Origin of the sequence: Microbispora sp. NBC_01389 (genome assembly GCF_045040095.1) — a bacterium.
GTDB lineage: Bacteria > Actinomycetota > Actinomycetes > Streptosporangiales > Streptosporangiaceae > Microbispora.
In genome coordinates this window covers 6,749,001-6,773,158 of record NZ_CP109552.1, presented here as the reverse complement: position 1 = coordinate 6,773,158, position 24,158 = coordinate 6,749,001, and the positions used below count along the sequence as shown (strand labels likewise).

The window sequence follows — 24,158 nt, the reverse complement described above, 5'->3', positions numbered from 1 at the left end:
GACTGGGGAAGGCGGGCGAACAGGGGCGAGCCCGGGACGGGGCTACGCGGGTGTGCAGGTGACGGGGGACGGGACGGAGGCGTTGCCGTTGCCGGTGAAGCCGAAGCTCGTGGTGGCGCCGGGGGTCAGCGAGCCGTTCCAGGACAGGTTCTTCACCGTGACGGTCGACCCGCTCTGGCTGAGCGTGCCGCTCCACAGCTGGGTGATGCTCTGGCCGCTCGGCAGCGTCCAGCCCACCGTCCAGCCGGTGATCGCCGTGGTGCCGGAGCTCTTCACGGTGACGTCCGCCTGGAAGCCGCCCTGCCACGAGCTCGTGATCGTGTATGTCGCGGCGCAGGCCTTGCCCTGCTGCGACGGGCTCGCCGACGGGCTGGCGGAGGGGCTGGCGGACGGGCTCGCCGAGGGGCTGGGCGAGGGGCTGGGCGACGGAGAGGCCGACGGGCTCGGCGAGGGGGAGGGGCTGGCGGACGGGCTGGTGGACGGGCTGGTGGACGGGCTCGGCGACGGGGACTGCTCAGTGCCGGGCGCGTTGCCCCAGATCTTGTTCGAGCCCGAGTACAGCGTGATGTTCTCCACGGTCACCGGCGTGGACCCCGGCGTCGTCGCGACGCCCTTGTACGACCAGTCGTTCGACGGGTCCCACGTGCCCGAGCTGGCGATCCGGAACTGGACCTCGCGCCGCGACTGCGACTGCCCCTGCGGGGCGACGACCTGCCCCGAGCAGTCGATCGTGACGTAGTAGATCCTCCCGGAGAACTGCGTCGGGCCGGTCGGCTGCTTGCACTGGGTGTACGCCGAGCTCAGCGTGATCTGGCCGGGCGTGGTGTCGCCGTCGAGGGTGAAGTAGTAGCGGAACGACCCGTCGCTCAGCGCCCGCGCGGGCCAGGCCGAGTGGTTGACGACGAGCGCCTTGATCTCGGTGAAGGTCGAGCCCGTGGCGTTGACCGACGCCTGGAGGTAGATCTCCGGTCCGTCCGGGGTCTCCGTGCCGGGGAAGCCGGCCAGCGGCGTGCCGCCGTACTCCTTGACCAGCCGGACCAGCGCGCTGGTGAAACCGGCGTTGTAGTCGGTGGCGACCTCGTTCATCGTGTAGTCGCTGCGGCTGTCGGTGTAGGCGTCGTTGGCCGACGTCGGGCCGCCGACGAGCGCGCCGTAAAGGATGTGGCGGCTCTGCGCCGGCTCGTTGAGGTTGTCGGACCAGGAGCCGTGCGCGGTCCGGTGGTGCGGGTTGCGCGGCGGGTTCGCGCCGAAGTCCACCATGTACGACGACTTGCGTGGGTTGTCGCCAAGCGCGTAGTTGATCTGGCGGACGGCGAAGTCGTGGTAGCGCGCCTTGCGGGTCGCGTCGGTCAGCCAGTCGCTGTAGACGAGCGCGACGAAGGCGGTGTTGGCCGCGTAGCGCAGCGACCCCCACTGGTCGAGCACGGCCTCGCCGCCGGGGGAGTAGGCGACCTTCTGCCCGTTGACGCCGACCGTCCACCAGTCGAGCCAGCGATTGGCGTCGTCGGCGTACTGCTGCTTGCCCGTCAGCTTCGCGAGCAGCGCGTAGCAGCCGTAGGACTTGTCGTCCCAGGCGATCGTCCACTTGTACGACCTGGTGGTCGACTGCGGCTCGGTGCCGAGACCGGAGTAGGCCGACTCGGCCTTCGCGAGGAAGGAGGAGTCGCCGGTGGCGCGGTAGAGCCAGATCGCGCCCCACACCAGCTCGTCGTTGTACCCGCTCCAGGACTTGTAGTAGCCGGCCGCGTCGGTGATGCAGTCGCTGTACTTGCCCCGCACGGTGTCGGCGAAGGTGTAGAGCTGCTTGGCGTGCGTCAGCAGCTTGTCGGCGTACGCCGCGTCGGTGGGCCGGAAGACCATCGAGGAGGCGGCCATCGCGGCGGCGGTCTCGCCGGCCAGGTCGGAGCCGCCGCACGAGGCGTCGATCTTGTAGGAGGGCCGGGCCATCGGCAGCACCTCGGCCGGTCCCCACCACTTGTGGTCGTCGCCGCCATTGCCGACCTGCCCGTACAGGACGTTCGGGGAGGGGTGGGCCTTGATGAAGTAGTCGTTGACGAAGCGCAGGTTGTTGAGCAGGTAGGAGATCTGCCCGGACGAGGTGTAGGCGTCGCGGTAGTCGACCGCGCCCCAGGCCAGCATCGTCGTGCTGAACGCCATCGGCAGGCCGAACTTGACGTGGTCGCCCGCGTCGTACCAGCCGCCGGTCAGGTCGAGGCCGACGTCCTTGCCGTCGTTCAGGGCCGAGTCGCCGCGCCAGGAGACGCGGTTGGTGGACGGCAGCTTGCCGGACTGCTGGGCCTCGTAGAAGAACATCGACTTCTGCAGGGCCTCCGCGTAGTTGTACGCCGGGGCCGCCGCGGCGGTGGAGGGGACGGCGGCTGGGACGACCGCCGAGGAGATGATCAGCGCCGCCAGAGCCGGGAACGTACGCCGCATGGAGATGTGCCTCGCATAGGTGGGGGGATCGGTGGCGCGGCGGCGGGTCAGGCGCCGCCGCGCCCCGGCTTACTGGGGGTGCGGTGAAGGGTCAGGCGACACCGCACCCCGGTCTACACGGCGTGCTCAGCCATTCGGGAAGAGCAGGCCGTACTGTCCGAGCGCGGTGGCCACGTCGGTCTGCGCCCAGAAGCGGTGGTAGCGGAAGACCGGCGCGGAGCCGCCGTTCAGGAACGACTGGACCTTCGACCAGTCCGGGTCGTTCTTGTACCAGGACCGGATGGAGATGAAGGTCGAGCTGCTGTTGATCGGGTCGCCGTTCGGCATCTTGCCGGTCCAGCCGGACGGGACGTAGATCGGGTCGGCGAGGCGGCTGTAGTCGTTCCGGGTCTCCGGAATCGACACGCCCTTGGCGTCCTGGTTGTTCTTCCAGATGCCGTCAAGGATGGCCTTGGCCGCGGCCTTCGCCTGTGCATGGTTCGCCTTGGCCGCGTAGAACATCAGGACCTTGGCATACGAACCGGCCACGCCGATGTCGTCGGTGTAGTCCTGGATGGTCACGTGCAGGCCGGTGTTGGCCGCCGGCATCCCTGTGCCGCTGAAGCTGGAGTCCGGCTGGCCGGTCCACCGCAGCGTCGAGGGGATCCGGTAGGTGCCGTCGGAGTTCACCGTGGTGCCGGACAGCGCCCAGGTGACCCACTTGTCGAGCACCGACTTGGCGTCGGCGTTGCCGGTGGCGTAGTAGAGCTCCGCCACACGCTCCATGCTCCAGGCCTGGAAGCCGAACCACTGGTTGGACGGCGGGTCGTGGTAGACCGGCTCCCAGTCGTAGGCCATGCCGAAGAACTTCGGCAGGCCCGACGGCGGGGCCGCGTAGTGGCCCTCCCAGCTGTTGGTCGCGCCACCGCCGATGGCGCCCTCGGCCGACTGCAGCCACTTGTAGAACTGGAGCTGCCGGGTGAGGCTGGTCGACCAGTCGGTGACCGCGGTCGAGCCCTTGGGCTTCAGCGCGTTAACGCTCGACAGCGCCCAGGCCGCCATCGGGTTCTGGTAGCCGCCGTGGTTGTGGCTGGAGCCGATGCGCCACGCCCAGCCGGCCGACGTGTCGGTCGCGCCGCCCCAGGCGTAGTACCAGGACAGCAGGTAGTTCGACGCGTTCTTGCCGGTGCCCGCCGGGCAGGAAGTGCTGGTGCAGTTCGGCTGCTTGAAGTACTTGTCGTACATCGCGTAGCGCAGGTAGTCGCCCATCTTCGCCGCGTTCGAGACGGAGGTGGAGATCTGCGACTGCTTGCCCTGCTCGGTCGCCCAGGTCAGCGCCCAGTAGGCGGCCTGGACGGCGCGGGCGTCGGCGTCCGGCGCGTTGGTGTACTTCCACTGCTTCGCGTACGACGCGTCACCCGTGAACAGGTCGAGGAACCCGTTCTTGCCGCCGAAGGCGAAGGTGTCGCACGACGGCTGCGGAATGGTCTCGAAGACCGACTCCTCGGGGCCACGCTGGTAGGTGTTGATGTACGCTGGCTTGGTGGTGCCGTCGCCGCAGCGGCCGAAGCCGTAGACGTTGTCGACGTCCAGCAGCCAGTGCATGCCGTAGATGTCGGAGGTGCCGTACGCGCTCTTGAGCTCGTTCGCGATCGGGTCGGAGCCGACGCTGACGCCGCTGTCGAGCTTGGACGGGTACTGGTTGATGTTGTTCCACTCACCCGCGTACGTCGCCGGCTTGCTGGGGTCGTACTTGTCGTTGGTCGGCTGGTCGGTGCGCGCCGGGATGATGTACTTCTCCATCGACTGCCACGCGGTGTTGAACTTCGTCCAGTCGCCGGTGACCTTGCCGTACATCGCCTCCAGCCACAGGTAGTAGCTGTAGGCCTCGGACGTCGTCTCGTGGCCCTGGTCCGGCGCCTCCACGAGCAGCGTCTCGACCGAGTGGTACGGCACGCCCTGCGGCGAGAAGTACCCGTTGGCCGGGTCGTGGATCTTGTTGTACATCGTGAGGAAGTTCTTGACGTACTGGTTGTCCGGCCCGGTGCTGGGGCTCGCCGACGGCGACGCCGACGGGCTCGCGGAGGGGCTCGCGGACGGGCTCGCGGAGGGGCTCGGCGAGGGCGACCGCGAGGGGCTCGCGGACGGACTCGGCGAGGGGGACCGGGACGGCGACGCCGACGGGCTCGGGCTCTGGACCGCCCCGCAGGTCACGCCGTTGATGGAGAACGAGGCGGGCTTGTTGTTGCTGCCGCTCCACGTTCCCTGGAAGCCGACGTTGGTCGTCGCGCCGGTCCCGAGGCTGCCGTTCCAGGACATGCTCGTGCCCGTGACGGTGGTGCCGCTCTGGCTCCAGTTGGCCGACCAGCCGTTGTCGAGCTTCTGCCCGTTGGGGAAGGTGAACTTCAGCGTCCAGCTGCTGATCGGGTCGCCCAGGTTCTTGATGTCGAGGCTGGCGGTGAAACCGCCGGAGCCCGAACCCCAGGAGTTGAGCGCGTATTGGACATCGCAGGCCACGGCGGCGGACGCAGGCGTCTGCGCCAGCCCGACGAGGAGGCCACCGGATACGGTGGCGGCCGCCAGCAGGGCGATCCGTCTCCGCGATCGTGGGAGCGCTCCCGTGCTAAGAGCTCTCGTTCGCATTTGCGGGGGGTCTCCAAAAGGAATAGGGGTGGGAAGCATCGGATGAAGAAACGCCAGGTAGCGGATTCGACAGCCGACGCGGGCAGGGGTGGATCTGAACCGGTACGATGGGAGCGCTCCCACCTCAGGATTGTGGATTAGGCCCCCCGTATGTCAATGACGCGTTGCGGGCGCCTCACGCTGTAACCGTGCGGTGCGGTGAGCCGAGGCCCCTTGCTGGCCTTTTGCCCGCCTGTGACAAAAAACGTGTGCGTGTGGAACTGAAACTTTCATCTGTTCCGGCCTCTCCGTTCACCCCGGGGACGGCGGTGGTTAGGGCTCTTGGCTGCGGGTAGGCGCTTCCCAACCTGGAAGGGAGGCAGGCCATGACCATCCAGAAGGAGTCGCCGTCCACAGGCGATCTCGTCCGCCGGTTGTCCGAGGACGTCTCCCGGCTGATCCGCGACGAACTGCGACTGGCGCGGCTGGAGATGACTCGCAAGGGCAAGCGCGCCGGAATGGGCGCCGGCCTGCTCGGCGCCGCCGGCGTCGTCGCGTTGCTCGGCGGGGGTGCCCTTGTGGCCACGGCGATCCTGGCGCTCGCGTTGATCCTGCCGGCCTGGGCCGCCGCGCTGATCGTGGGCGCCGCGCTGCTGGCGATCGCCGGGCTGCTCGCCCTGGTGGGCAAGGAGCAGATGTCCCGGGCGGCGCCGCCCACTCCCGACGAGGCGATGCGCAGCCTCAAGGCAGACATCGACGTCATGAAGGAGAGTGCGCGCAGATGACCGAGACCGACCCGGGTGCGGCCCGGCCCAACGCCGGGACCATGGGAGTGCACAGACAGGACGTGTCAGAGCCGGTCACCGAGAGCGAGTCGCTCAACGCCGTACGGCAGGCCAGGCCCGGCCCGGAGCCCGTCGCCGCGGCGCGGGACACGGCGTGGGGGGTGTCGGGGCACACGGAGACCGAGACGGGGAAGAGAGGCGGCGAGCACGAGAGGGGCCACGACGAGATCTCGGAGGTGCGCCGGGACATCGAGCGCACCCGTGACGACCTCGGTGACACGATCGAGGCCTTGGCCGCGAAAGCCGACATCAAGGGGCGGGCCCAGGAGCACGTGCACGCGACCATGACCGCGGTGCGGGCCAGGGCCACCGGCGCGGCCGGGCGGGTGCGCGAGGCCGCGCCGCCGCACGTACGCGAGGCGGCCGGCCGGGCCGGGGAGCAGGTCAGGAACCGTCCGGGTCTGCTGGCCGGGGCAGCCGGCGCCGTCGTCGCCGCCGGGGGTGCGGTGCTGCTGCTGCGGCGGGTCACCCGGGGCGGGGGCCGCACGGCGAAGACCACCGGGCTCGGCCTGCCGATCTCCCTGAGCCGGGCGGGCGGGCCGGGCAGGCGGGGTGGGATGGCCAAGCGGAGCCTCTCCGCGAAGGCCGGCCTGCCGGCGCGGATCCGCGTGTACGGCAAGACCCGCATGCGCGGCCGCCCGGCGATGTTCCGCCTGGGGACGCCCGGCATGGGCGTGTTCGGGAAGGGCATGTTCGGCGGCAAGGGCATGTTCGGCCGCAGCGGTGTCTTCGGCGGAAAGGCCATGTTCGGCAAGGGCGCGTCTGGTAAGGGCATGTTCGGTAAGGGCGCGTCCGGTAAGGGCATGTTCGGTAAGGGCGCGTCCGGTAAGGGCATGTTCGGCAAGGGCGCGTCCGGTAAGGGCATGTTCGGTAAGGGCGTGTTCGGCGGGAGCCGTACGACGCGCGGCGTCGGGATGTTCCCGGCCGCGAAGCACAACGGCACGTTCACCCGGAGGTTCGCCCACCGATGACCGGCCCCGAAAACGAGCAGGGGCCGCTGGAGAGGCTGTCGCGACGCGACTGGATCGGGGTCGCCAAGCGCACGGCCAGGGAGTCCAAGGAGGGCTAGAGCCGGACCGCCGTCACGAACACCAACATGGGTGTGGACGCCATGGCGTCCGGTGCGCACGTTGTGGTGCTCCAGCGCGGGCGCGGGATCGCCGACGGGGGTCCCCCGCGGAGCCGTACGTCGATCCCCGGGATCCCCCAAGGAGCCCGCCCCGGGAAGAGGGTTTGAGCGAGTCCCGCACGGGCTGACGACGCGCGTCCGTACAAAGGCCGCCGTCGCCGGGGTGCGACAGGCCGGGATACGGTCGCTCGGCCGGCAGTGGGCGCCGCCGCTCCGCGCGGTGGCGCCCACTGCCGGGCCTGTCCGGCCTGACGTCGGGGAGACGTCCCCCGCTGAGGAGCGCCTTCCCTCGCGCCCCGGCGACGAGGGAAAGGCTCCAATGAAGGCAGGATTCACTTACAAGAACGCGTTATTGCTGTAAAGAGCGATTGTTCACGAACGTGCGCCGTGATCTCGATCTGGTCTGGCGCGAGAATTTCCGAATACATGGGCTCATTGTTGGGCGGTGGCAGATCCCTGCCGTGAGAGCACCCCCCACCCAAAGGCAGAGCCCATGGTCAAACGCGCCCTCACCGCCGCCGCCCTGTCCTTCGCCGCGTTGCTCGCGTCGCCTCTCCCCGCACACGCCGTGAGCCTCGAACAGAAGCTCGCGGCACTGTCCACCTTCACCCAGGCCACGGCCTCAAGCGCCGCCAGTTGGCGCTCGGCCTGGCAGAATCAGCCGGCCTGGGCCGACTACGCCTTCGACTGGTCGACGGACCTGTGCTCCAGCAGCCCCGACCAGCCGCTCGGGTTCGACTTCAGGATGCCCTGCCGCAGGCACGACTTCGGCTACCGCAACTACAAGGCCGTGAACCAGTTCTCCGGCAACAAGTCGCATGTGGACGACGCGTTCTACTTCGACATGAAGCAGGTCTGCGCGGGATACTCCGGCGTCAGCAAGAGCACCTGCGACGGCCTCGCCTGGACCTACTACCAGGCGGTCAAGCAGTTCGGCGCGCTGAACGTCACGCAGGCGCAGATCGAGCGGGTCCGGAAGGACGCCCAGCAGGCCGCGAAGAACGCCCAGGAGTGATTTTCTCGCGGTGCCGGGCATCCGCCGTACGCCGGCCGCGTCGAGACGGCGGCGGATGCCCGGCCTTCGCGCGGCATCCCCCGGAGGTTGATCCAGAATGGTGCCGTGGACGGCTGCGTGTTCTGTGAGATCGTGGCGGGGGAGCGGCCCGCGCGGGTGGTGCTGGACGACGAGGTCGCCGCCGCCTTCCTCGACGCCCGCCCGGTGTTCAAGGGGCACGTGCTCGTCGTCCCGCGCGGCCACGTCGAGACCCTCCCGGACCTGCCGCCGGAGGAGGTCGGGCCGTTCTTCGCCCGGGTCCGGGCCGTCACGCGGGCGGTCGAAGTGGGCACCGGCGCGGCCGGCACGTTCGTCGCGATGAACAACCGGATCAGCCAGAGCGTCCCCCACCTGCACGTTCACGTCGTGCCGCGCAACCGCAAGGACGGCCTGCGCGGCTTCTTCTGGCCCCGGGTGAAGTACGACGGCGACACCGAGATCGCGGACTACGCCGCCCGCATCCGCGCCGCACTGGACGCCGGTGAGTGAGATGTCAGACGGGATGGTGTCCATGCGCGGCCTCGTCCGCCTGATCCTGGCGGCCGTCGTGGTCGTGGTCACGACGACCGGAAGCGTGGCCGACGGCCCACGTCTATATCTGAGCAACTCCCCCTACACCGATGACGAGGTCGCGATCGGCGTCGTGCTTCCCGACGTCGTCGCCCACCGGCCCTATTCGCTGGGCGGCTGGGTCATGTGCGTGGACGGGCCCGGTGCGGCCGTCATCGACAGGATCGACCTGATCAACCCGGCCGGCGGCATCGTTCTGCAGGCGTTCTCGTTCCGGCGGCGAGGTGACCACCCCATGCTCGGCAACTCCGAGCGGCCGCTGACCGAGCTCGGCTTCCCGGCCCGCGGTTCCGCCGTCACCACGATCTGCGCGAAGAACGGGCAGTCCCTCGGCACGGAGCTCGGCCTGCAGTACGGGAAGACCGGTGACGGCACCGCGCACGCCGAAGGCGTTCGCGTCCTCTACACGTCGGCGGGCCGCCGGCGCACCGTCGACTTGGCCCTGGACGTACGGTTGTGCGCCCCCGGTGACATGAGTACGGAGCAGTGCCGGGAGATGTACGAGAGCGCCGAGTAGCCGCGCGAGCGGGCGCCCGGCGGACTGGGGGTAGGCTGCGGCGGCGTGGAACCGGTCGTCACGGCGCTCGTCGTCGCCGTCCTCGTCAGCGTGCCGGCCGTCGTGCTCTGGCGGGTCCTGCGCGGCCGGCGCGACCTCGGCAGCAGCCCCGCGGAGCGGGCGACGTTCGAGACGCTGCACACCGCGTCGCTGGCCGCCCCGCCGCTGCGGGCCGGGCTCACCCAGGCCGGCGCGCTCAAGGCGTCGCGGCACCTGCGCGAGCTGCTCGGCTCCCCGGCCATCGCCATCACCAACGGCGAGGAACTGCTCGTGTACGACGGCGTGGGAGACCACCACGCCGCCGACGCGTTCGAGCACGCCGCGGAGACGCTGAAGGACGGCCGCACCCAGGTGCGGGCGCTCGCCTGCGCGCTGCCCGAGTGTCCCGTCCGGCACGCCGTGGTCGTCCCGCTCACCACCGACGACCGGGTGGTCGGCTCGCTCGCGGCGTACGGCGACCACGCCTCGGCCGGTCTGGTGCGGGCGGCGCAGGAGGTCGCGCGCTGGGTCGACTCCCAGCTTGAGCTGGCCGAGCTCGACCGGTCCCGGACGATGCTGATGGAGGCCGAGGTGCGGGCGCTGCGGGCGCAGATATCCCCGCACTTCATCTACAACTCGCTGACCACGATCGCGTCGTTCGTCCGCAGCGACCCCGAGCAGGCCAGGGAGCTGCTGCTGGAGTTCGCCGACTTCACCCGATACTCCTTCCGGCGGCACGGCGACTTCACGACGCTGGCCGAGGAGCTGCGGTCCATCGACCGCTACCTCACCCTGGAGCGGGCCCGGTTCGGCGACCAGCTCCGGGTGACCTTGCGCATCGCCCCGGAGGTGCTGCCGGTGGCGGTGCCGTTCCTGTGCCTGCAGCCGCTGGTGGAGAACGCCGTACGGCACGGCCTTGAGGCGAAGCCCGGCGCCGGCCGGATCACGATCGTCGCCGAGGACGCCGGCGCCGAGTGCGGCATCACCGTCGAGGACGACGGCGTCGGCATGGACCCCGAGCGGCTGCGGCGCGTGCTGGCCGGGGAGGACCGCTCGGGGGCGGGCGGCATCGGTGTGGCCAACGTCGACGAGCGGCTGCGCCAGGTCTACGGCGACGAGTACGGCCTGGTCGTGGAGACCGGCCCCGGCGCGGGCACCAAGGTCACCGTACGCATCCCCAAATACCACCCCGGCGTCTCCGTCCACTGACACGGCAACTGCGGCGGAGACCGGCGATGACGCCCGCGCCAAGGTCACCGTACGGATCCCGGAACACCACGCCGGGGTCCGCGGGACTGGATTTGATCACCATCGGGCCGGTCGACGTCGACGTCCCGGGCCCGCTGCCGGGCTACCGCAGCCCCGATCTCGTCACCGTGCCGGGCAAGCTGGCCGAGGGTGGCTACGACCTGCTCAAGGGGCACGACATCCTGATCGCCACCGAGATCACGGGTAAGGACGCGATCACGCGCGACGTGATCACCAAGCGCCAGGTCTACCGACCTGTGGGCCAGTGCTCCGGTGTTCACGCCGGGGGTGAAGGCCCACGCGGGAGTGCCCGCCAGGGCGCGAGCGTGCCCTGGCCCTCCGCCCGTGAACAGGTCAGCTCATGGATTGGGGTCACTCAGGGTGTGGATTCCGTCACGGTGGCGTAAACCCGGGGGATGCGATCCGGGTGTGGAGGTGGCCAGGCAGGCGCGTGCGCATGTGGCGCGACTCGATCTCAGCACGGCCCAGGTGGCGGTGCTGGACGATCAGGCGCACACGGCCCGCGCGCTGTGGAACCTACTGCACGAGTACTGCACCTTCCGGCAGGGCCGGTTTCCGACGGTGAAGGAGTGCGACACTGCGATCCGGCAGGCCCGCCGGGAGATCGACTGGATGGGGCGGCTGCCCGCCCAGGCGGCCCAGGCGGTGCTGAGAACCTACCGGCAGGCGTGGGCGAACTTCTTCAACCCCGCCCATCCCGCCGGGCGGCCCACGTTCAAGAGCCGGTCGCGGACCCGGCCGGCGGTGGATGTGCCGCAGGCCCGCGACCTGAACATCACGCGGGTGAACCGGCGGTGGGGTGCGGTCAGCCTGCCCAAGGTCGGGCGGGTGCGGTTCCGCTGGACGATGGATCTTCCCGGCGTCACTAGGGGCGGCCCGGCCGGGCGGATCACCGGAGCCCGGCTGGTCAAAGAAGCCGACGGCTGGCAGATCGTGTTCCGGACCGAACGCCAGGTGCCTGCCCCGGCCGCCCACCCCGGCGGGCGGGTCGGGGTCGACCGGGGGGTCACCGTCGCCCTGGCGTTGTCGGACGGCACGATGCGCGAGCACGGGCCCTGGTTGCGCGACGGCGAGAAGGAACGCCTGCGCCGGCTGGAGAAGACGTCCGCCCGCCAGCGCCGCGCTCGCTCTCCCGGCCGGCCCGCGTCCAGACGGCTGGCCCGCACCTATGACCGGATCGCCCGGCTCCGCGCGACAGCCAAGCGCCGGGCCGTCGACTGGCAGCACCAGACCACCACCGAACTCGCGCGCGCCTTCGGCGTGGTCGTGGTGGAAGACCTGACGATCACGAACATGGTCCGCTCCGCGACCGGCACGATCGAACACCCCGGCCGGAACGTGCGGCAGAAGGCCGGGCTGAACCGCGCCATCACCGGGCAGGCGTGGGGCCGTACGATCACCCTGCTGGAGTACAAGACCCGTGATCGCGGTGGGCTGGTGGTGAAGGTTCCCGCCCCGGGCACGTCACAGACCTGCCACCGGTGCGGGCACCGTGACCCAGCTTCCAGGGACGGCACCCGGTTCTCGTGCGTGAATCCCGCGTGCGGGTGGGCCGGGCACGCCGACACCAACGCCGCGATCAACATACGCAACGCCGCAGGAACCGCGGTGTCAGGACGTGGAGACCTCGGGGCTGCCCGGTCCGCGAAGCGTCAACCCCCGCACGCCGCCTGACCGCGACGTGACGGGAGAATCTCCGGCCTTCAGGCCGGGGAGGAGTTCAATGGGTGGTCCGTCTCGATCAGCCGGAGCCGCGCCTCATCGTCTTCGAGCTCGCCGCGGGCGAATATCGCCAGCGTCACGACGTCCGGATGGGGGAGCCGGTGACGCTCGACGAGCCGTTCCGGGTGACGATCGACCCTGGGGCGCTGCTCCGCCGCCGTCCGGGCTGAGCTCGGACCGCCGCGATTCCAGCCGTGATGCGGTCGTGATGGCGAGAGACGTTGACTACCGACGTGGTGGTCATCAGTCTCTAGGGGATCGGCCGGTGAAAGGGGTGATCGTGAGCGGCCTGCGGGTCCTTGCGGTGGACGACGAGCAGCCCGCGCTGGAGGACGTCGCCTACCTGCTCAGAGCGGACCCCCGCATCGGCGAGGTGCTGACCGCCCGCGACGGCGCCGCGGCGCTCAAGCTGCTCGACCGCGCCATCGCGGACGGCAGGCCGGTGGACGCGGTGTTCCTCGACATCCGCATGCGCGGGCTGGACGGCGTGGTGCTGGGCCGGCTGCTGACCCAGTTCACCCGCCCGCCGAAGATCGTGTTCGTCACGGCGTACGACGACCACGCCGTGGACGCCTTCGAGCTCAAGGCCGAGGACTACCTGCTCAAACCCGTACGGCCGGAGCGGCTCGCGGAGGCGATCCGCCGGGTCTGCGGCAGCCGCGCCGAGCCGGGGGAGGGGCCGCAGGCCGACACCATCCCGGTCGAGCTGGGCGGAGTGACCCGGTTCGTGGCCAGCACCGAGGTGCGGTACGTCGAGGCGCAGGGCGACTACGCGCGGCTGCACACCGCGACCGGCAGCCACCTGGTCCGCATCCCGCTGGCGACGCTGGAGGAGCGCTGGGCGCAGGCCGGGTTCCTGCGGGTGCACCGCAGCCATCTCGTCGCGGTCAGGCACATCGACGAACTGCACATCGACTCGGGCAAGTGCGTGGTGCGCGTGGGGGACACCGAGATCCCGGTGAGCCGGCGGCACACGCGGGAGTTACGCGACCTGCTCGTCCGCCGGGCGCGCAAGGGCCAGGGCCGGTGACGGGCAGGCCTCGCCGGGTGACGGTGACCAGCCCGCGCACGGCGGCGGCCCGGCGCCCCCGCCATCCGCTCACCCGGGAGATCGACGAGCAGACCCACCTGGGTGAGGTCTACATGCGCTCCCTGGTGCGCACGCAGTTCCGGCTGGCGCTGTTCGTGTGCACGGTGCTGGCGTGCGTCGTGGGCGGGCTGCCGCTGCTGTTCCTGCTGGCCCCCGAGCTGCGCGCGGCCGACCTGTTCGGGCTGCCGCTGCCGTGGGTGGTCCTGTCCGGGCTGATCTATCCGGCGCTTGTCGTCGGGGCCTGGCTGTACGTCCGGCAGGCCGAGCGCAACGAACGCGACTTCGCCGACCTCGTGGAGCGCCGGTGAGGACCGTGCGCCGGTGAGGACGGTGCGCGGGTGACGAGCGGTGCGCGGGTGAGGACGGTGCGCGGGTGAGGACGGAGCACGGGTGAGCCAGATCGCCGCCGTCGGCGTGGTGCTGCTGGCGACCGTTCTCATCGGCGCGTTCGGCATCCGGATGTCCCGCACCACCTCGGACTTCTACGTCGCGTCCCGCACCGTCTCACCGCTGTGGAACGCCTCGGCGATCGGCGGGGAGTATCTGTCGGCGGCCTCGTTCCTCGGTGTCGCGGGGCTCATCCTCACGTTCGGCGCGGACATGCTGTGGCTGCCGGTCGGCTGGACCGGCGGTTATCTCGTGCTGCTGGTCCTGGTGTCGGCGCCGCTCCGCCGTTCGGGGGCCTACACGCTGCCCGACTTCGCCGAGGCGCGGCTGGAGTCGATGGCCGTGCGGCGGCTGTCGAGCGTCCTCGTCGTGCTCATCGGCTGGCTCTACCTCATGCCGCAGTTCCAGAGCGCCGGGCTGGTCTTCCGTACGATCACCGGGGCGCCGCCGTGGGCGGGCAGCCTGCTGGTGGCGGCGGTGGTCGCGGCGAACGTGCTGTCGGGCGGCATGCGGTCGATCACCTTCGTGCAGGCGTTCCAGTACTGGCTGAAGCTCACCGCGCTGGCGCTGCCACTGGTGTTCATGCTGATGGCCTGGTGGTCCGGCGGCGCGCCGGGGCTCGCCGCCGGAGACGAGTGGGCGCTGCCGCTGCACGGCCGCGACCACCCGGTGTACGAGACGTACTCGATGATCCTGGCGACCTTCCTCGGGACCATGGGACTGCCCCACGTGCTCGTCCGCTTCTACACCAACCCCGACGGCCGGGCCGCGCGCCGCACCACGCTCGTCGTGCTCACGCTGCTCGGCGCCTTCTACGTGATGCCCGCCGTGTACGGCTACCTCGGCCACGTCTACGGCGTGCCGGCGGGTGACACGGTCGTCCTCACGCTGCCCGGGCGGCTGGTGGGCGGCCCGGTGGGGGAGTTCCTCACGGCGCTGGTGACGGCGGGGGCGTTCGCGGCGTTCCTGTCCACCTCGTCGGGGCTGACGGTGTCGGTCGCCGGGGTGATCGCGCAGGACATCCTGCGCGGCGGGGTGCGCTCGTTCCGCTACGCGACCGTGCTCGCGGTGGTCGTGCCGTTCGCGCTGGCGGGCGCGGCCCGGTCGCTGCCGGTGGCGACCGTGGTGGGGCTGGCGTTCGCCGTGGCCGCCTCGTCGTTCTGCCCGCTGCTCGTGCTCGGCATCTGGTGGCGCAGGCTGACCACGACGGGGGCGTTCGCCGGGCTGCTGGCCGGGGGAGGGCTCGCCTGCACCGCCGTGGTCGCGACGATCAGCGGCGGCCCGCACGCCGGCTGGGCGGGGTCGCTGCTGGCCGAGCCGGCCGCGTGGACGGTGCCCGTGTCGTTCACCGTCATGGTGACGGTGTCGCTGCTGACGCCCTCGCGGGTGCCGCGCGGCGTGGCCCGCACGATGGTCCGCCTGCACACGCCGGAGACGCTGAACGTCGACCGCGGCGACTGGCGTCCCCGGCACATGTGACCGTTTTCCCCGCGCCGTCCGGCCGTTCGGCGCGCGCAACCGACCTTTCGTCGCATCGTCGCGCCATGTGAACGATCCGGCGCTACGGCTGGGCGACGCGGCGCTCCCCGGGGCTCGTCGGCGGGCGCACCACGCTCCTACGTTGTGGTGATTCAGATCACTTGCCCAAGGAGATCTTGTGACCGTCCAGCACGATCCATCGGTCTATGAGCGTATACAGGCGGGTGAGCAGTTCCAGGAGCTGCGCCGCCGCTACCGGTCCTGGGCCTTCCCCATGACCATCGCCTTCCTGGTGTGGTACCTCCTCTATGTGCTTCTGTCCGGCTTCGCCCGGGACTTCATGGGCACCAAGCTCTTCGGCAACATCAACGTCGCCCTCGTCTTCGGCGTGCTGCAGTTCGTCTCGACGTTCCTGATCGCCTGGGCGTACTCGCGGCACGCGGCGGCGAAGCTCGACCCGCTCGCCGGCGAGCTGCGCGCCGAGGCCGGCAACCGCGACGAGGTCGGAGAGGGCGCCAAGTGAGCCACGAGACCCTGTCCACGATCCTCTTCGTGGTCTTCGTAGCCGGCACGCTCGGCATCACGTTCTGGGCGAGCCGCAACACCAAGAGCGCGTCCGACTTCTACGCGGGCGGCCGTTCGTTCACCGGCCTGCAGAACGGCCTGGCGATCGGCGGCGACTACATGTCGGCCGCGTCGTTCCTCGGCATCGCCGGAATCATCGCGCTGTCGGGCTACGACGGCTTCCTCTACTCGATCGGCTTCCTCGTCGCGTGGCTGGTCGCGCTGCTGCTCGTCGCGGAGCTCATGCGCAACTCCGGCAAGTACACGATGGCCGACGTGCTGGCGTTCCGGATGTCCCCCCGCCCGGTCCGTACGGCGGCCGGCGTGTCGACGATCGTCGTCAGCATCTTCTACCTGCTCGCGCAGATGGTCGGCGCGGGCGCCCTGGTCGGGCTGCTGCTGGGCGTCACCTCGCAGGCCGGCAAGATCTGGACGATCATCGCGGTCGGCCTGCTGATGATCGTCTACGTCGTCTTCGGCGGCATGAAGGGCACCACCTGGGTGCAGATCGTCAAGGCCGTCATGCTGATGGTCGGCGCCGCGCTCATCACCCTGCTCGTGCTGGGCAAGTTCGGCTTCAACCTGTCGGGCCTGCTCGGCGACGCCGCGACGGCGAGCGGCAAGGGTGAGGCGTTCCTCACGCCCGGCCTCAAGTACGGCACCGAGGCCCAGGGCATCTGGGGCAAGATCGACCTGATCAGCCTCGGCCTGGCCCTGGTGCTCGGCACCGCCGGTCTGCCGCACGTCCTCATCCGCTTCTACACCGTGCCGACCGCCAGGGACGCCCGCAAGTCGGTCCTGTGGGGCATCGGCATCATCGGCGTGTTCTACCTGCTGACGCTGGTCCTCGGCTTCGGCGCGGCGGCCCTGGTCCACGGCAAGATCGACAAGTCGGGCAACACGGCGGCGCCGCTGCTCGCCCAGGAGATCGGCACACAGGTCTTCGGCGACGTCGGCGGCACGGTGCTGCTCGCGGTCATCGCGGCGGTCGCGTTCGCCACGATCCTCGCCGTGGTCGCCGGGCTCACGCTGGCCTCCTCCTCCAGCTTCGCCCACGACCTCTACGCCCACGTGTTCAAGCGCGGGAACGTCACCGAGCGGCAGGAACTGGTCGTCGCCCGGGTCGCCGCCTTCGTGATCGGCGCGGTCGCGATCGCGCTGAGCATCTTCGCCCAGTCGCTCAACGTGGCCTTCCTCGTCTCACTGGCCTTCGCGGTCGCCGCGTCGGGCAACCTGCCCGCGATCCTCTACAGCCTGTTCTGGAAGAGGTTCAACACGGCGGGCGCGGTCTCGGCCATCTACGGCGGCCTGATCTCCGCCGTGGTGATGGTGATCTTCTCGCCGGTCGTCTCCGGCGCCAAGACGGCGATGTTCCCCGACGTGGACTTCCACCTGATCGCGCTGTCGAACCCCGGCATCTTCTCGATCCCGATCGGCTTCCTGTGCGGCTACCTCGGCACGATCCTGAGCAAGGAGTACAACGCGTCGAAGTACGCCGAGATCGAGGTCCGCTCGCTCACCGGCATCGGCGCCGAGCAGGCCACCGGTCACTGAGGCGAACCACCGAGGCCGGCCACCGAGGCGAGCCGTTGAGGCGAGCCACCGAGAGAACCACCGAGGCCGGCCACTGACCCGGGACGCCGGCCGCACCCCGCCGGCGCCCCCGTACGCCCGGCCGCGGGCCATCCGCCCGCGGCCGGGCGTATGACTGCCCTGTCCCTCGCGTCATGGTGCTGGAGCACCCGCTCTGGTTAGGGTTCGGTCCGTGGACCACCCCCTCCAGACCGCCAGGGCCTGGTCGCGTACCCGGAGAAGGGCGCGCCCGCAGGACGGCGACGCCCGCACCCGCATCCTCGACGCCGCCGAGGAACTGTTCGCGGGCGGCGGCTACGAGGCGACGCCGACGGCGCGGATCGCCGAGCTCGCCGGGGTGCCCAAGGGGCTGGTCTTCCACTACTTCCCGCGCAAGATCGACGTGCTGGTCTCGCTGGTGGACGAGCGCACAGTCGTCACGGAGGAGGAGGTCGAGGCCCTGCCCGGCGACGCGGCGGGCACGCTGTCGCGGCTCGCCCGCCGGCTGCCGCTGCGGGCGTCGCCCGCGATGCGGCGCATCCTGTTCCGGGAGGCCGACACCCACCTGTCCGTACGGGAGCGGCTGGGCCGCCTCAACAGCGAGATCATCCGCAGGGCCGGGTTCGCCCTGGAGCTCGCCCTGCCGGGCGGGCGCGGCGACGCCGCCCGGGTGGAGGCCGCCGCCGCCACCTTCGCCGCGGTCCTGCTCTACCAGGAGAGCATCTGCCTGCTCACCGGCCACCACATCGATCCCGACGCGGTGGCGGAGCTGATCGCCAACGCGCTGCACTGATCAGCCGCTGACCAGCCACTGACCAGCCACTGATCAGCGGCACCGGCCGATCGCACCGGACGCCCTCAGGCGGGCACCTTCTCCTCGCGCCCCGCCATCTGTTCGCGCCCCTCCGGCGACTCCCGCTCACGGTCTCCATGCGGCGGCGCCTCGTCGAGCAGCGCGACGAGCTCGTCCATCGCCTCGCGCAGGTGGCCGGTCACGCTCCACACGTCCGGCACCCGGGTGGGGCACACGACGACGCCGAAGTCCAGCCGGTCGTCGTACGACGCGCAGGTGACACTGATCCCGCCGGTGGCGTCGGTGACCACCGACAGCGGGTGATAGGAGAGCATCCGCGCCCCGCACAGGTAGAGAGGCAGGCGCGAGCCGGGCACGTTCGACACGATGAGGTTCACGCCAGCCCCCGCCACTCCCGCGAGCCGGAACACGAGCGGCGTGGCCAGCGCGGCGAACGCGTTCGGCACCAGCGCGCACACGTCGTCCAGCCAGCTGCGGTGGGAGACGGCGAAGCGCCGCTTGGCGGCGGCCAGCGCGGAGCGTACGGCCATCAGGCGCTCTCCGGGACGGGCGACGTCGGTGGCGAGCGGCGTGATCATCGCCGAGATCCGGTTGCCGACCCGCCCGTCCGCCGGGCCGGGCGACGATCCCGTGGTGCGCAGCGCGACCGGCACGGCGGCGACCAGCGGGCGGTCGGGCAGCGCGTCGTGCGCGAGCAGCCAGCGTCGCAGCGCCGAGGCGCACAGCGTCATGACCACGTCGTTCGGACCCATGCCGAAGGCCCTGGCCACTCTCCTGACCTCCGCGAGCGGCACCGACCCGAAGGCGACCGCACGCGCCCCCGAGATCGGGCCGTTGAACGGTGTGCGCGGCGCGGCCAGCGGCGGCGTCTCCGGCAGCCTGCGCGAGTCTCCCGCGAGCGCGCGGGCGGCCCGGGCCACCAGCCGCGCGTCGGGCAGCGCCGACACCACCGGGATCGTGTCCAGGTCGGCGGCGGCGCGGGCGAGCGAGCACAGCGCCTCCACCGGCTGCACGATCGTGCGGGTGACCGCCCCGGCGAGCATCGCGAGCAGCCCGGGCGGCCGCGACGGCGCGGGGCGCGGTCTCGCGGGCGCCTCCACGAGGCGAGGCTGCGGCGAGGGGTCGAGCAGCGCCGTGAGGATCTCCGACCCGGTCACGCCGTCGATCGCGCAGTGGTGCACCTTGATGTAGAGGGCGACCCGCCCGCCCGCCAGGCCGTGGATGAGGTGCGCCTCCCACAGCGGGCGCGTCCGGTCGAGCCGCCGCGCGTGGACGTCCGCCACGTACGCCGCGAGCTCCCGTTCGCCGCCCGGCGCGGGCAGGGTGGTCTCGCGCACGTGCGCGCAGAGGTCCACGTCCGGGTCGTCGATCCAGTACGGCCGGTCCAGGCCGAAGGGCACGTCGGCCAGTCGCATCCGCAGTGGCGCGGCGAGGTGCAGCCGCTCCCGCAGCAGGGTGAGCAGGGCCTCGCGCGTCAGGCCGCCGGAGGGCGAGGCCGACGGATCGAAGACGGCCACGCCCGCCACATGCGCCGCGGTCGTCGCCGACTCCACGGCCAGGAACTGCGCGTCGAGTGCCGTCAGCTGGCGCATCTCGTCATCCTCCTGGCACCCCTCCCCGGCGCTCGGCGATCGTCCGCCTGCGCACCGTGACCATCATGGCAGCGGCGCGTTACCGCCGCATTTCTCCCCCGTGCCGCCGGGGGATGTCGAGGTGCGGCCGTGACCCGGGCCAGAAGATCGCGGTTGCCCCCGTTCCGTTGCAACCGGTTGCAGCCGCCACCCCACGAACAGTGATCCGATATGGCATGGTGTTCGAAAGCGTGTACAAGCGCACCACTTGGCCACGAACCACGTACGAAGAGAGGAGAGGACAGGAATGATCTCGGCCGGATCGGAGGCTGCGACCTACCCGGGCGGACGGCCGGCGCAGCCGCGGGGCGGACCGACGGTCCTGCGCATGATGCTCGGCGGGCGGTTACGCCGGCTGCGCGAGAGCAGGAACATCAGCCGGGACGAGGCCGGGCGGGCGATCCGCGCCTCCAACTCCAAGATCTGCAGACTGGAACTCGGCCGCATTCCCTTCAAGCAGCAGGACCTGGCCGAACTGCTCACCCTCTACGGCGTCACCGACAGCACCGAGCGGGAGACGATGCAGGCGCTGGCGCGGCAGGCCGGCGTGCCCGGCTGGTGGCACCAGTACAACGACCTGCTGCCCAGCTGGTTCGGGCCCTACGTCGGGCTGGAGGAGGCCGCCTCCACCATCCGCACCTTCGAGGCGCAGTTCGTCCACGACCTGCTGCAGACCGAGGAGTACGCCCGCGCGGTCTTCCGGGTACGCCACAGGAGGGCGTCGATGTACGACATCGACCGCCGGGTCAGCCTCCGCCTGCGGCGCCAGCGGCTGCTCGACCACCCCGACGGACCCCGGCTGTGGTCCGTGGTGGACGAGGCGGCGCTCCGCCGCCCCGTCGGCGGCCGCGCCGTGCAGCGCGGCCAGATCGAGCGTCTGATCGAGGTCGCCGCGCGCCCGGACGTCACCCTGCAGGTCCTGCCGTTCCAGGCCGGTGGTCACGCCGCCGCCGGGGGCTCCTTCTCGATCCTGCGCTTCGCCGAGCCCGACCTCTCCGACGTCGTCTACCTGGAGCAGTTGAGCGGCGCTCTCTATCTCGACAAGCAGGAGGACGTCGACGACTACACCGTCGTGATGAGCGAGCTCAGCGTGCAGGCCGAGCCCGCGGGGAACACCGAGTCCCTGCTCCACGCGATCCTCCGGGAACTGTGAGAGCGTGTTTCGACCCGGCGCGGGGAAGGGCCGGGAAGCCATGCGGCCGAGGAGGTCCTTCAGGGCGTCCACGTGGTCACCGGCCGCCGAGACGGGCCAGCAGCCGGTCGAGCGGCCAGGTGTTGACGACGTCGTCCGGCGTGAGCCAGGCCCGCTGGGCGATCCCCACGCCGAACCTCTGGTGGGCCAGATGCGGGATCGCATGGGAGTCGCTGTCGATGGAGAACGTCACACCGTGGTGGCGCGCGAGCCGCACGAGGTCGGAGGGCAGATCGGCCCGGTCGGGATAGGAGTCGATCTCCATGATCGTGCCGGTCCGGGCGGCGGCGCGGAAGACGGCGTCCCAGTCGGCGTCCACCGGGGGCCGCTTGCCGATCTTGCGGGTCGTGGGGTGGCCGATGACGTGGACGTGCGGGTTCTCGCACGCCGTGACGAAACGGCGGGTCATCTCCTCCCGCGACTGGGTGAAGTGCGAGTGCACCGAGGCCACGCAGACGTCGAACCCGGCCAGCACCTCGGCCGGCCAGTCCACCGAGCCGTCGGGGGCGATGTTCAGCTCGCTGCCGTGCAGCAACCGCATGTCCGGATATTTCGCCTGAATGTCGGCGATGCGGGCCCGCTGGGCGAGGGCCTTGTCGAGCGTCATCCGCTGCATGACCAGGTCGGGCGCGTGGTCGGTGACCGCGTAGTAGGAGTAGCCCCGGGCGGCCGCGGCGGCGACCATGTCCTCCAGCGAGGCGATCCCGTCGGTGAGGTCGGTGTGGGTGTGCAGGTCGCCCCGCAGGTCGCCCAGCTCCACCAGGCGCGGCAGCTCGCCGCGCAGCGCGGCCTCCACCTCGCCGCCGTCCTCACGCAGCGCCGGAGGCACCCACCGCATGCCGAGCGCCTGGTAGATCTCCGCCTCGGTCTCCGACGCGATCAGCCGCTCGCCGTCGAACAGGCCGTACTCCGACAGCTTCCAGCCCTTCCTGACCGCCATCTCCCGGATGCGGACGTTGTGCTCCTTGCTGCCGGTGAAGTAGATCATCGCGGCGCCCCACGACTCGGCGGGGACCAGCCGCAGATCGACCTGCGGGCCGCGGTCGGTCCGCACCGAGGTCTTCCGCTCGCCCTTGGCGACGACCTCGGTGACGTACGGCTGCCGCACGAACAGGTCCATCAGGCCGGGGTCTCCGACGGCGAGGACGTCGACGTCGCCGATCGTCTCGCGCATCCGCCGCAGCGACCCCGCGACGGCGATCCTCTCGGCGGGCAGAGAGGCGACGACCCGCTCGGCGAGGTCCGTCGCGATCCCGAGGTGGACCCGGTCGCCCGACCGCTCCATGTGCTCGATGCCCTTGAGCAGGTTCTCCTCGGTCCTGGCGCCGAAGCCGCGCACGCCGGCGAGGCGGCCGCCCCGGATGGCCTCGGCCAGGGCGGCGGGGGAGTCGATGCCCAGCTCCTGGAACAGGAACAGCGCCTTCTTCGGGCCGAGCGAGGGGATCCGGGTCAGCCCGCGCACCCCTTCCGGCACCCGCGAACGCAGGTCGTCGAGCTGCCGGAAGCTGCCCCGCGCGAGGAACTCCTCGACCTTCCTGGCGATGGCCTCGCCCACCCCGGGGATCGACCGGACGTCGGTCTCGCCGAGGTCTCCGGGGAACCCCGCGATCGACTTGGCCGCCTTCTGATAGCTGCGCACCCGGAACGCGTCCCCGCCGTTCAGCGCGAAAAGCTCGGCGTACTCCTGCAGCGCCGCGGCCGCCTCGTCATTGGCCCGTCCCATGTGTCTCAGGGTAGGAGAAGCGGCAGCGCGCGTTCGAACGAACGTATCCAGTACGGCCAGGTGTGGGTGCCCTTTCCGTAGAAATCCGTCGTCACCTTCACCCCGGCCTTCTCCGCGGCCCTGGCGAAGTTCCGGTTCTGCCGCATGATCGCGGCCTCGGTGCGATCGATCGCCCCGTCGCCCCGGTCCAGCGGACCGGGCTCCCCGTCGCCTGAGGACGCGTAGAGGCGCACACCCTTCAACCGCCCGACCAGGTCGGCGGGATTGTGCTCCGGCCAGGCGCCCGGGTCGCCCCACAGGTCCTCGGTGTCCACGCCGTTGTCCGCCATGAACGCCCGATATCCGGGGACGTCCTCGCGGGTGTCGAGCACCCCGGAGAACGACGCCGCGGCCTCGAACACACCCGGATGCCGGGCCGCGTAGCCGAACGCGCCGAGGCCGCCCATGGAGAAACCGGCGACCGCACGGCGCTTCCCGACGCCGTACCGCGGCTCGACCAGGCGGGGCACCTCGGTCATGTGGAACGTCTCCCAGGCGAGGCCGTCGCGCCAGTCGGCGTACCAGCCCATCGAACCGCCCTCGGGGACGATGACGACGGCGTTGAGCCGGGCGGTCAGCCGAGCCACCTCTCCCGTCCTGAGCCAGTCCCAGCCGCCGCCGGCGCAGCAGCCGTGCAGCAGGTACAACGCGCGCCAGCCGGTGGAACCCGGTTTCCAGGCCGCGGGTTTCAGCACCCACACCGATCGCCGCCCGCCCGTGGCTGGGGAGTCGATCACGAGTTTGTCCGTGCGCCCGTCCACGGCCTCCTGCTCGACGACCTTGGCCGGGTAGCCGGCGGGCGCCGGTGTCGCGGACTCGGCGGTGCTCTGGCAGCCGGTCACCGTGACGACGAGGACGAGCCACGTCAGGATCTTCTTCACGAGGAGCTGCATGTCATACCGATCACCCGCCGTCAACCCTGGAAAAGGGCTCCGCGTAGGTGAAAGGCCCGCGCGGCGCGGACCGCTCGAAGACGCGCACCTGGAAGAAGTCGCCCCAGGAAGGGTCCGGCGCCGCGACGCCGTGGGCCGAGGCGGGCTCGAAGCCGAACCGCCTGTAGTAGGCGGGATCGCCGAGCAGCCCCACCAGCGGCTCGCCGAGCGCCTCCGCCGCCCCGAGCGCGGCGTGCACCAGCGCCGATCCCACTCCCCGCCGCTGGTGGGCGGGATGCACGGACAGCGGGCCGAGGCCGGCCACGGGCACGGTCCCCACGTGGGCCCTGGTGCACAGGACGTGACCCGCGATCCCGCCGTCCGGCGCCGGTGCGACGAGCGACAGCTCCGGCAGCCAGCCCGGGTCCGTACGCAGGTCGTCGAGCAGGACGACCTCGACCGGCGGGACCTGCGGCCGGCCCGGGTGGCGGGCCTCCTGGTGGGGAGCGAAGGCGGCGGCGACCACCGCCCGCACGGCCTCGACGTCGCCGGGGTTCTCACGTCGGATCAGCACCCGTACAGCCTGCCGCCCGCCCCCGGCTCCGGCAACGGATTAAGGTCATGACCCGCGCGG

General features: G+C 71.1%; 22 protein-coding genes. 16 read left to right on the top strand and 6 right to left on the bottom strand.

Annotation, left to right across the window (positions count from 1 at the left end; translation table 11 throughout):
• Nucleotides 1–42 precede the first annotated feature (42 nt).
• Both OG344_RS29910 and OG344_RS29905 read right to left on the bottom strand, forming a co-directional pair.
• A complete protein-coding gene (locus OG344_RS29910) occupies nucleotides 43–2,436 on the bottom strand; it encodes a glycoside hydrolase family 9 protein (RefSeq protein ID WP_405085943.1) in 2,394 nt (797 codons plus the stop codon).
• Between the two features lie 126 nt (nucleotides 2,437–2,562).
• Nucleotides 2,563–5,058 carry a glycoside hydrolase family 48 protein gene (locus OG344_RS29905; RefSeq protein ID WP_405085942.1) on the bottom strand — a complete coding sequence of 832 codons (2,496 nt, stop codon included), beginning with the start codon at nucleotides 5,056–5,058 and terminating at the stop codon, nucleotides 2,563–2,565.
• Between the two features lie 365 nt (nucleotides 5,059–5,423).
• Here OG344_RS29905 and OG344_RS29900 point away from each other — a divergent pair, with 365 nt between their 5' ends.
• The 15 genes from OG344_RS29900 to OG344_RS29830 all read left to right on the top strand — a co-directional run bounded on the left by OG344_RS29900 (nucleotide 5,424) and on the right by OG344_RS29830 (nucleotide 18,046).
• On the top strand, nucleotides 5,424–5,822 hold the full coding sequence (locus OG344_RS29900; RefSeq protein WP_117409578.1) for a phage holin family protein: 399 nt from the start codon (nucleotides 5,424–5,426) through the stop codon (nucleotides 5,820–5,822).
• Nucleotides 5,819–6,853: a DUF3618 domain-containing protein gene (locus tag OG344_RS29895; protein WP_405085941.1), complete on the top strand. Its 1,035-nt coding sequence runs from the start codon at nucleotides 5,819–5,821 to the stop codon at nucleotides 6,851–6,853. The genes OG344_RS29900 and OG344_RS29895 overlap by 4 nt, the downstream gene beginning before the upstream one ends.
• Nucleotides 6,854–7,504: 651 nt before the next feature.
• Nucleotides 7,505–8,026, top strand: a complete 522-nt coding sequence (locus tag OG344_RS29890) for a phospholipase (RefSeq protein WP_405085940.1) — start codon at nucleotides 7,505–7,507, stop codon at nucleotides 8,024–8,026.
• Between the two features lie 105 nt (nucleotides 8,027–8,131).
• A complete protein-coding gene (locus OG344_RS29885; RefSeq protein ID WP_405085939.1) occupies nucleotides 8,132–8,554 on the top strand; it encodes an HIT family protein in 423 nt (140 codons plus the stop codon).
• On the top strand, nucleotides 8,547–9,152 hold the full coding sequence (locus OG344_RS29880; protein ID WP_405085938.1) for a hypothetical protein: 606 nt from the start codon (nucleotides 8,547–8,549) through the stop codon (nucleotides 9,150–9,152). Before OG344_RS29885 ends, OG344_RS29880 begins: the two co-directional genes overlap by 8 nt.
• 45 nt (nucleotides 9,153–9,197) lie before the next feature.
• A complete protein-coding gene (locus OG344_RS29875; RefSeq protein WP_405085937.1) occupies nucleotides 9,198–10,379 on the top strand; it encodes a sensor histidine kinase in 1,182 nt (393 codons plus the stop codon).
• Between the two features lie 92 nt (nucleotides 10,380–10,471).
• Complete coding sequence (locus tag OG344_RS29870) at nucleotides 10,472–10,825, top strand: hypothetical protein (protein WP_405085936.1); 354 nt, start codon at nucleotides 10,472–10,474, stop codon at nucleotides 10,823–10,825.
• Between the two features lie 52 nt (nucleotides 10,826–10,877).
• Nucleotides 10,878–12,113, top strand: coding sequence for an RNA-guided endonuclease InsQ/TnpB family protein (locus tag OG344_RS29865; protein ID WP_405085935.1), 1,236 nt, complete (start codon nucleotides 10,878–10,880; stop codon nucleotides 12,111–12,113).
• Nucleotides 12,114–12,166: 53 nt separating this feature from the next.
• Nucleotides 12,167–12,331 carry a hypothetical protein gene (locus OG344_RS29860; RefSeq protein ID WP_405085934.1) on the top strand — a complete coding sequence of 55 codons (165 nt, stop codon included), beginning with the start codon at nucleotides 12,167–12,169 and terminating at the stop codon, nucleotides 12,329–12,331.
• 110 nt (nucleotides 12,332–12,441) lie between these two features.
• A complete protein-coding gene (locus OG344_RS29855) occupies nucleotides 12,442–13,191 on the top strand; it encodes a LytR/AlgR family response regulator transcription factor (protein ID WP_405089198.1) in 750 nt (249 codons plus the stop codon).
• A gap of 17 nt (nucleotides 13,192–13,208) precedes the next feature.
• Nucleotides 13,209–13,559: a hypothetical protein gene (locus OG344_RS29850; protein WP_405085933.1), complete on the top strand. Its 351-nt coding sequence runs from the start codon at nucleotides 13,209–13,211 to the stop codon at nucleotides 13,557–13,559.
• Nucleotides 13,560–13,641: 82 nt separating this feature from the next.
• Nucleotides 13,642–15,117: a cation acetate symporter gene (locus OG344_RS29845; RefSeq protein ID WP_405085932.1), complete on the top strand. Its 1,476-nt coding sequence runs from the start codon at nucleotides 13,642–13,644 to the stop codon at nucleotides 15,115–15,117.
• Nucleotides 15,118–15,295: 178 nt separating this feature from the next.
• A complete protein-coding gene (locus tag OG344_RS29840; RefSeq protein WP_327046551.1) occupies nucleotides 15,296–15,640 on the top strand; it encodes a DUF485 domain-containing protein in 345 nt (114 codons plus the stop codon).
• Complete coding sequence (locus OG344_RS29835) at nucleotides 15,637–17,235, top strand: cation acetate symporter (protein ID WP_405085931.1); 1,599 nt, start codon at nucleotides 15,637–15,639, stop codon at nucleotides 17,233–17,235. Before OG344_RS29840 ends, OG344_RS29835 begins: the two co-directional genes overlap by 4 nt.
• A 211-nt stretch (nucleotides 17,236–17,446) precedes the next feature.
• Nucleotides 17,447–18,046 carry a helix-turn-helix domain-containing protein gene (locus OG344_RS29830; RefSeq protein WP_327046549.1) on the top strand — a complete coding sequence of 200 codons (600 nt, stop codon included), beginning with the start codon at nucleotides 17,447–17,449 and terminating at the stop codon, nucleotides 18,044–18,046.
• 65 nt (nucleotides 18,047–18,111) lie between these two features.
• Here OG344_RS29830 and OG344_RS29825 read toward each other — a convergent pair whose 3' ends face one another.
• Nucleotides 18,112–19,659 (bottom strand): WS/DGAT/MGAT family O-acyltransferase, encoded by a 1,548-nt coding sequence (locus tag OG344_RS29825; protein ID WP_405085930.1) that lies wholly within the window; start codon nucleotides 19,657–19,659, stop codon nucleotides 18,112–18,114.
• Nucleotides 19,660–19,945: 286 nt separating this feature from the next.
• Here OG344_RS29825 and OG344_RS29820 point away from each other — a divergent pair, with 286 nt between their 5' ends.
• Nucleotides 19,946–20,851, top strand: coding sequence for a helix-turn-helix domain-containing protein (locus OG344_RS29820; RefSeq protein WP_405085929.1), 906 nt, complete (start codon nucleotides 19,946–19,948; stop codon nucleotides 20,849–20,851).
• Between the two features lie 76 nt (nucleotides 20,852–20,927).
• On the opposite strand, the gene polX is transcribed toward OG344_RS29820, so the two are convergent.
• Genes polX through OG344_RS29805 form a run of 3 tightly spaced genes read right to left on the bottom strand, consistent with a single transcriptional unit; the run spans nucleotide 20,928 to nucleotide 24,098 of the window.
• Nucleotides 20,928–22,613 (bottom strand): DNA polymerase/3'-5' exonuclease PolX, encoded by a 1,686-nt coding sequence (polX, locus tag OG344_RS29815; protein ID WP_405085928.1) that lies wholly within the window; start codon nucleotides 22,611–22,613, stop codon nucleotides 20,928–20,930.
• A 5-nt stretch (nucleotides 22,614–22,618) separates the two neighbouring features.
• Nucleotides 22,619–23,545, bottom strand: coding sequence for an alpha/beta hydrolase (locus OG344_RS29810; RefSeq protein WP_405085927.1), 927 nt, complete (start codon nucleotides 23,543–23,545; stop codon nucleotides 22,619–22,621).
• A 10-nt stretch (nucleotides 23,546–23,555) separates the two neighbouring features.
• Nucleotides 23,556–24,098, bottom strand: a complete 543-nt coding sequence (locus OG344_RS29805) for a GNAT family N-acetyltransferase (RefSeq protein WP_405085926.1) — start codon at nucleotides 24,096–24,098, stop codon at nucleotides 23,556–23,558.
• Nucleotides 24,099–24,158 lie beyond the last annotated feature (60 nt).